The following is a 7,549-nucleotide window of genomic DNA, read 5'->3' as shown; positions in this document are numbered from 1 at the left end:
GTGGCATCCCGGCCCCGCTCGACGGCTCCGGCTCAGCGTCCGGTCACAGGACCGCCTCCTTTGGCGGGCTGCCGCCGGTCCTGGCCTCCGCGTCGGCGTCGAAGGCCTTCAGCCCACGGCGCCGGGCTCGGGCCTTGACCTCGGCCGGCCGCCCCTCGGCGTCGTCGAAGCCGCGCAGGCGGTCGGCGTCACCGAGCAGCATGCCGAACAGCGTGGCGCGGTCATCCGCCACGAGATCGACCAGCCCGGACTTGAGGACGAGGCCGCCGAGTTCGATGAGGTGACGGGTGCGGGCCCGGCGCTCGGCGCGCCAGTCGCGGGTGGCGCTCATGGCGAGGCGCCGCTGGAGACGGGCGATGGCCTGCTCATTCCGCCGCCGCTGCCGCCATCGGGTCCATAGGGTCCTTCGCAGCTTCGGCGGTAGGCCGGGACTGCCCGCCTGGCTTGCCGCCGCCGCCGGCCTTGCGGCGAAAGGCCTCCCCCCGTCGGCGCCAGCCCTCGCGGGCGGCGGGGTTGGAGCCGGCCTGCTCGAGGCCGGCCAGCACCAGGCCGACGAGTTCGTCCGGCGAGAGGAGCTGCTCGGCGCCGGTGGCGAGGATGGCGCGTCCGATGTCGGCTTTCTGTCGCGCCTTGAGCTGCCTGGCGCGGTCCTGCAGCGCCTTGAGTTCGGCGGAGATGTCGTGGGTCTTGGTCATGGGGTTCTCCTGGTGCGGGCTGACCCGCAGGAGGAGGCTCGGAAGGATCCGTGCGAATGGGCCCTGGAAAAATGCAGCCGCCGCGATTTTTCTCCGGGACCTCCAATTGGCCCCAGGCGAAGGCCGGCTGCGCCGGGTACCGGCTTCTCTTCCGGAAGCGCCGTGCCAGGTTGCGATCGGCCGGAGCTGCCCCTGGTGCTCTCCTGCATCACCGGGCGCGATAGCTGCCCCATGAGCCTGTCGTTGCGGGTGCCGCACCGCCGGCGATGTCCCGACCGGGGCGCAGGTTCTCAGCGGAAGAGATCGGCTTCGAGGCTGTCGCGACAGACCCGGAATATGTTCCGGCTCACCTATCCCACGAAGGCGATGCAGGCCATGTAGGCCGCGATCAGCCCGATCATCGCGGCCTGTCCAGGCGTCAGCTGGGTAAGGGTGTGCCAGTCGTCGAGGCGGGTGGCGAGTGCCCCGGCGGCCGGTGCCATGCGCTCAAGATGGAAGGCGACTAGCCGCACCTCCGGATGCCCTGCCGCGAGCGCGAGGGGGCGGCCCAGGCCGGTCGTCCTAGAGCGGAACCCGGCCACCGCGTCATTCGCCCGCGGAGCCCCCTTGGGGCGGAGCGGTTTGGCGAAATGCGCGCTTATACAAAAGCTGCGCTTTGTGTTGCGCCCCGGCGCGGCCGCTCGCTAACGTGCCGGCACGGACAGCAGGACCGCCGGTGGCCATCTTCCATCTCCAGGCCAAGGTCATCACCCGTGGGCAGGGACGCGGGATTGTCGCCGCCGCGGCGTACCGGGCGGGCGAGTGCCTGTTCGACCACGAGATCGGCCGCACGCAGAACTACCTGGCCAAGCCAGGCGTGGTGCACTCCGAGATCCTGTTACCCGAGGGCGCGCCGCGCCGCTGGCTCGACCGCGAGACGCTGTGGAACGAGGTGGCCGAACGCGACCCGCCGCGTGCCGCCGACCTGCGCGGGGATCGCGAGGCCGTCCTCGCCGCTGACGAGGAGGAGGCGTCACCGCGGTCCCGACCCCGGCGTCGCCAGCTGGCACGCGAAATCGAGCTCGCGCTGCCGCAGGAGCTGAGCCGGGCGGAAGCGATCCGGCTGGCGCAGGACTTCGTGCACGAGCAGTTCGTGGCACGCGGCATGGTGGCCGACCTGAACGTGCACTGGGGACAGGCGGCGGACGGGACGGCGCAGCCGCACGCGCATGTGCTGCTGACGATGCGGCGGGTTGGCCCGCAGGGCTTCGGGCTGAAGGAGCGGGCCTGGAACGACAAGGGGCTGCTGCGGCTGTGGCGCGAGCGCTGGGCGGAGCTGGCCAACGAGCGCTTGGCCGAACTCGGGCATGACGTGCGGATCGACCACCGCTCGCATGCGGCGTGCGGGCTCGGGCTGGAGCCGCAGAATAAGATCGGCCCGGCGGGAGCGCGGCGGGCCACGCGAGGCGAGGAGGCCGAGCGCGCCGGGGAGCATCGGGCGATCGCGCGGCGCAATGGCGCGCGGCTGCTGGCCGAGCCGGATCTCGCGCTGCGGGCGCTGACGCAGCAGCAGTCGACCTTCACCCGGCAGGACCTGGCGCGGCTGGTGCACCGGCACACGGACGGGGCGGCGCAGTTCGCCGCGGTGATGGCGCGGGTGGAAGCCTCGCCGGAGCTGGTGCGGGTCGGCCGGGACGGGCGCGGCCGCGAACGGTTCTCCACCCGGGAGATGGTGGGGATCGAGCAGGATCTGATCGCCGCGGCGGTGGCACTCAACCAGCGCACGACGCATCGGGTGGCGGACAAGAGGCGGCTCGCCGCGGTCAATGGCGCGGGAGCGACGCTGAGCGAGGAGCAGTCGCTCGCCTTTCTGCACCTGACCCGCTCGCGCGATCTCGCCGTGGTGGTCGGGATCGCCGGGGGCGGCAAGAGCACGATGCTCGGCGCGGCGCGCGAGGCCTGGGAAGGACAGGGCTACCGGGTGAGGGGGGCAGCGCTCTCCGGCATCGCCGCCGAGGGCCTGGAGGGCAGCGCCGGGATCGGCAGCCGGACGCTGGCCAGCTGGGAGCATGCCTGGGACCGCGACCGCGACCTGCTCACCTCGCGGGACGTGCTGGTGGTGGACGAGGCCGGGATGATCGGCTCGCGCCAGCTCGGGCGGCTGGTGGAGCGGGTGCGACGGGCCGGCGCCAAGCTGGTGCTGGTGGGGGATGCGGAGCAGCTGCAGGCGATCGAGGCGGGGGCGGCGTTCCGGGCGATCGCCGACCGGGTGGGGGCGGTCGCCATCACCGAGCCGCGGCGGCAGCGCGAGGCCTGGCAGCGCCTGGCGACGCGGGAGCTGGCGACGGCGCGCACGGCGGCGGCGCTCGACCGCTACGCGGCGGCCGGGCTGGTGCAGCGGCACCGGACGCGGGAGGCGGCCCGGGACAGTGTGATCGCGGCCTGGCAGGCCGGGCGGCGGGAGCGCCCGGAGGAGAGCCGGATCATCCTGGCGCATGAACGGGCGGATGTGCGGGCGCTGAACGAGGCGGCGCGGGCGATGCGGCGACAGGCCGGCGAGCTCGGGCCGGACCGGCTGCTGCAGACCGGGGCGGGGCTGCTGGCGCTGGCGGAAGGGGAGCGGGTGTATTTCCTGCGCAACGAGCGTGGCCTGGGCGTGAAGAACGGCACGCTGGGGACGGTGACGCGGATCGAGGGCACGCGGCTGACGGTGCGGCTGGACGGGCCGGAGGGCGCCGGGACGGGGCGGGAGGTCGGCTTTGGCCTGGAGGAATATGCCGATCTCGGCCACGGCTACGCGGCGACGATCCACAAGAGCCAGGGGGTCACGGTGGACCGGGCCTATGTGCTGGCGACCCCGGGCATGGACCGGCATCTGGCCTATGTGGCGCTGAGCCGGCACCGGCAGGCGGTGCGGCTGCATTGGAGTGACGAGGACTTCGGCGGGCCCGACGGGCTGCGGGAGCGCCTCGGGCGGGAGCGGGCCAAGGACACCACGCTGGACTACGACATGGCGGATCCGGACCCGGTGGCCGCCTACGCGGCGTGGCGCGGGCTCGATCCGCTGGCGCCGGCGAGCGGGATCGTGGTGCGGCGGCCCGGGCCGGGGGCGGAGCATTGGCCGGCGCTGCCCGAAGCAGCCGGGGATCACGGTCCGGGGGAGCCGCGGGCCGGCGCAACGCCGTCTGTGCCGGCACAGGTACCGGGACGGCTGAGTGCCGCCGCCCGGGAAGCCGTGGCCCGCATCATGCGCGGCGAGGACGAGAGCGGACCATCCGGCCGCACCGGGCCGCCGGCCCCATCTCCGGCTGCCCTAACCCCAGCCCCGCGCGCGGTCGCCTGGCCGTGGCAGCGCGTGCCGGCCGAGGCAGCCACGCCCGCGCCGCTGCTGGCGGCGGTGGCGCATCCGCCGATCGCCGAGACGGATGTCGCCGCCGCGGTCGAAGCCGCCCCGGAAGTGCTCGCGGCCCGGTCCAGTCTGTCCTTTCTGCTGGAACGGGCCTACCGCGAGCCGGAGCAGGCGAGGGTGCGCCTGGCCGGGATCGGGCGGGAGTGGGGGCTGGACGCCATGGCGCGACAGCTGAAGGAGCAGCCGGAGCTGCTGGGCCGGCTGCGCGGGAGGGAAGGGTTCCTCGCCTCCACCGACCAGGTCGTCGAGCGACGTGCCGCGATCCGGGCGGCGGGGCAGATCGGGGAGGCTCTGACCGGGCTGCGCCGGGCAGAGGCGGAGGCCGACCAGCGCTATCGGACGGCCGAAGGCGACAAGAGACATGCCCAGGCCGTCGCGGTGCCGGGGCTCTCGGCCAGGGCCATGGCCGCGATCGAGGCGTTGCGGGAGATCGGCGAGGGCGCGGAGATGAGCCTGCTGCAGCGCCGGGGCGAGGGGCTGGCGGAGCGGGAGGTTGCGCAGGGGCCGCGGGCTGTCGCGATCTGGCGGGCGATCGTGGCGGAGGCCTCCCTCTATGCCGAGCTTGAGGCGTTCCGGACGGCGGCGGTGCGGCGGCTGGCATCAGGGGCGGATCCGCTGGACCCCGTGGTGCGACGGGTCGATGACCTCGCGGGTGTGCTGGAACGGTCGCAGGCGGTCGTGCGGCACCACGTCACAGCGAAGCAGCACGAGGCCGAGGCAGAGAAGAAGGCGGCGGCACGGCAGCGGGCTGTCGGGAAAGCCGAGCCCGAGCGGGCGCCGCGGCCGCGGTCCCGGCCGTCGCCGGGGCCTGGCATGGGATGACGGAGGCGAACTGATTGACGGAGCCCGCCGTGGCTCTGTAGGAGCAGCGCCGCCGCAAAGGGCGCTCCGTCCCCCTCGATCAGCTTTCGGTTCAGGAGGAAGGCATGCACCGGCCCTGCATTCGATCCTAGAGCAGAGCAAGCAGTTGAACGAGAATCTGGCGCCGCTGCGCCACTACCCGAGAGGTAGATCGTCATCTACCTGACCCGCAGCAGCGATAGCTCCCGGGCTACCGCGGCACCCGACCCTTTTCGGACTCTCATCTTGAAGCACTGAGAGCCGAGGCAGGCAGGGGAGCTTGCCAACAAGGCTGCCGTCCCTGCGACGCAGGGCCTTGGCGACGCGGCAAAGTAGATGGAACTCTCTTCGGTCTGTAATCGGCCGCAAGGATAATACCGTGTCTCTGGGTGTATGCTTGGCGCTGGCCGCCAACGCGCTTTGGGCTCTTGCCTTCCTCGCCCCCTACGTCAGTGGTGCCCTGCACGGCGCCGATTTCGTGTTCCTGCGCTTCTCCTTCTATGGCGGCTTGGCGGCCGTGCTCATCCTCCAGATGCAGCGAGAGGGTGCAGAGCTGCACTTTCGTCATGCCATAAAAGCCATGACTTTGGGTGCTGTTGGCTACGCATTCTCCTTTCTCTGCACCTACTTTGCGGTCGAACTGGCGGGCGGGGTGCTTGCCGCGCTCCTGATCGGCCTCGTGCCGGTCGTCTTTTCCATCGGCGCAAACCTCCACGAAAAGGCCCTTCCTTGGCCGCCACTTCTCATAGCCGCCGGTGCCATCCTTCTCGGCCTCGTCGTCCTCCAGGCTGACAACCTACGAAGTCTCGCAGCAACGGAAGGGGGCTGGAGGACTTGGCTGGGCACCCTCTGCGGGCTGGGTGCGATGCTGAGCTGGGGCTTCTTCGTCCTCAACAACAAGGCGGGCAACGTCACCGGCCTCTCTCCTTCTCAGGAAAACCGGCTCTGGGTGGCCTGGATCGGAGTGGGTAGCTTTCTGGGCAGCGCCATCATCCTGCTACCGTTCCTGGCCACCGGCCAGTCGCAAATCCCCAACCTCTTCGCAGTGGCACAGCATGACTGGCGGCCCATTGCTCTGGCAGCATTTATGAGTCTTTTCAGCACCTGGGCCGCAACTTGGCTATGGCGAGAGGGCGTGCGCCACCTGACCCCGGCACTCACCGCCCAACTCGCGGCCAGCGAAACGCTGTTCGCTGTGGCCTATGCGCTTTTTTATGAGCGGACCGTTCCAAGCGTCGGAGTGGCCACCGGAGCGGTCCTCATCATGGGTGGCATTATGCTCACGTCCGCAATTCCCTTCATGGTGGGACGCCTTCGCTCAAGACGGGCCGTGCCGACCGATGACTGAGCTTCCGTGGCCGGAACAGTGCCGCCGAGAGTCTGCTTCCCACCCGGACCGATAGTGGCACTCCCCTCCTTCATGGTAGGCAGGCGTCGTTTCGGCATGACGGATCGGAAGGATTCATCTGCATGAAGTGCCTGCGCATCTATGCCACCCCGGATGGGGAGTCGCATTTCGATGAGGTCGAATTACCGACGATGAAGAGGCGGGTCCACCCCGATGCCGTGCCGTTCGATGTTACGGCCAGTTATCCGGCGTCCCGCGTCCGCATCACCTACATCCCGGCGGGCATGCGCGAGGTTTCTTGGCATACGGTCCCGGACCCGAACCTTACCGTTAGGCTGAATGGTTCGGTTGAATACGAGACGAGCGACGGAGAGGTGCGTCAAGTTCAGGCGGGTACCTTCGTGTTGGTCGAGGACACACACGGCAGGGGTCATCTTTCACGCCATTCCCCAGAGGCGCAAACTGTCATCTGGATCTCCTTGCCGAATGGTCTCAATCTGCCGTCTACATAGTCCGTCTGGGCACGCTCTCGGTGCCGCTGCCGAGAGTCTGCTTTCCACCCTGGCCAGCGATAGGTCTGATCGGGGAAAGCTACAGTGGCACCCGACCCAAGCCAGACTGTCCTGCTGCGAAACCGGCGCGCAGGACACCGTGTGATGCGGTCCGTCCGGCCCACTGACCAGGATACGAGGTCAGTCTGCCGGGGGTGGCTCCGTCGAGAGGGCCCACTCGTCTCCGCGGAACCAGGTACCCTCCCTGGTACGTCCATCGAGCCGGAAGGACCTGACCAACTCCCACCCGCCACCCGCGAAGGCCGCCGCAAGTGCGTCGTCATCCTCTGTCATCGGCGCGTCACAGCGGATGAAGGCTGCGCGGCTCACGAAGCGCGCGGGCCATGTGGTTCCGCCGGAAACGGGCTTGGTAACGAGGAGCATGCCTCCCAGGCCACGTCCGGCCTGCAGCGGGAAGATCAGCCGCCCACCCGGCCGCAGCACTTCGAGCCAGCCCCAACTCGGCGCAGAGAGGGCTGCATTGACGTAGATCGCGTCCGCTGCCGGCAGGCCATCGCCGATGCCAGAGCGGGTATGCACTTCGGCGCCCTCAGTCTGGGAGAGGTTCGCCGTTGCGCGAGACGCGAGACCAGGATCGATTGAGGTGGTCCCCGGATTTCGGACAGTTCGATAAGCTCGGTTTGCCCTGAGAAGGACGGACCCGATGACGGGAAAGCGGACACGGTATTCAGCGGAGTTCAAGGCGAAAGTGGCGCTGGAGGCGCTG

Annotated in this window: 7 protein-coding genes; 3 read left to right on the top strand and 4 right to left on the bottom strand. The window is 70.2% G+C overall.

Annotated elements, in window-relative coordinates:
* Positions 1 to 43: 43 nt before the first annotated feature.
* The 3 genes from ACO1BU_RS35005 to ACO1BU_RS34995 form a co-directional block, all read right to left on the bottom strand.
* Positions 44 to 331, bottom strand: coding sequence for a conjugal transfer protein TraD (locus ACO1BU_RS35005; RefSeq protein ID WP_424140523.1), 288 nt, complete (start codon positions 329 to 331; stop codon positions 44 to 46).
* A gap of 34 nt (positions 332 to 365) precedes the next feature.
* Positions 366 to 695, bottom strand: a complete 330-nt coding sequence (locus ACO1BU_RS35000) for a conjugal transfer protein TraD (RefSeq protein WP_424140522.1) — start codon at positions 693 to 695, stop codon at positions 366 to 368.
* A 350-nt stretch (positions 696 to 1,045) separates the two neighbouring features.
* Positions 1,046 to 1,207: a hypothetical protein gene (locus ACO1BU_RS34995; protein ID WP_424140521.1), complete on the bottom strand. Its 162-nt coding sequence runs from the start codon at positions 1,205 to 1,207 to the stop codon at positions 1,046 to 1,048.
* A gap of 203 nt (positions 1,208 to 1,410) precedes the next feature.
* Here ACO1BU_RS34995 and traA point away from each other — a divergent pair, with 203 nt between their 5' ends.
* The 3 genes from traA to ACO1BU_RS34980 all read left to right on the top strand — a co-directional run bounded on the left by traA (position 1,411) and on the right by ACO1BU_RS34980 (position 6,783).
* Positions 1,411 to 4,905: a Ti-type conjugative transfer relaxase TraA gene (gene traA, locus ACO1BU_RS34990; protein WP_424140520.1), complete on the top strand. Its 3,495-nt coding sequence runs from the start codon at positions 1,411 to 1,413 to the stop codon at positions 4,903 to 4,905.
* Positions 4,906 to 5,320: 415 nt separating this feature from the next.
* A complete protein-coding gene (locus tag ACO1BU_RS34985; protein WP_424140519.1) occupies positions 5,321 to 6,271 on the top strand; it encodes a DMT family transporter in 951 nt (316 codons plus the stop codon).
* Positions 6,272 to 6,393: 122 nt separating this feature from the next.
* The gene (locus ACO1BU_RS34980) at positions 6,394 to 6,783 is read left to right on the top strand and encodes a cupin domain-containing protein (protein ID WP_424140518.1); all 390 of its coding nucleotides are present in this window, start codon (positions 6,394 to 6,396) and stop codon (positions 6,781 to 6,783) included.
* Between the two features lie 180 nt (positions 6,784 to 6,963).
* Here ACO1BU_RS34980 and ACO1BU_RS34975 read toward each other — a convergent pair whose 3' ends face one another.
* Positions 6,964 to 7,362, bottom strand: a complete 399-nt coding sequence (locus ACO1BU_RS34975) for a hypothetical protein (RefSeq protein ID WP_424140517.1) — start codon at positions 7,360 to 7,362, stop codon at positions 6,964 to 6,966.
* Positions 7,363 to 7,549: the final 187 nt, after the last annotated feature.

Origin of the sequence: Roseomonas chloroacetimidivorans (assembly GCF_049629625.1) — a bacterium.
Taxonomy (GTDB): domain Bacteria; phylum Pseudomonadota; class Alphaproteobacteria; order Acetobacterales; family Acetobacteraceae; genus Roseomonas; species Roseomonas chloroacetimidivorans.
Note: the sequence above shows the minus strand (reverse complement) of the source record. Positions and strands in the feature narration are given on the sequence as shown.

Bases quoted from the DNA above. Each gene is read 5' to 3' on its own strand.
- ACO1BU_RS35005 (WP_424140523.1), bottom strand. From the start codon at position 331: ATGAGCGCCACCCGCGACTGGCGCGCCGAGCGCCGGGCCCGCACCCGT.
- ACO1BU_RS34980 (WP_424140518.1), top strand. From the start codon at position 6,394: ATGAAGTGCCTGCGCATCTATGCCACCCCGGATGGGGAGTCGCATTTC.
- ACO1BU_RS35000 (WP_424140522.1), bottom strand. From the start codon at position 695: ATGACCAAGACCCACGACATCTCCGCCGAACTCAAGGCGCTGCAGGAC.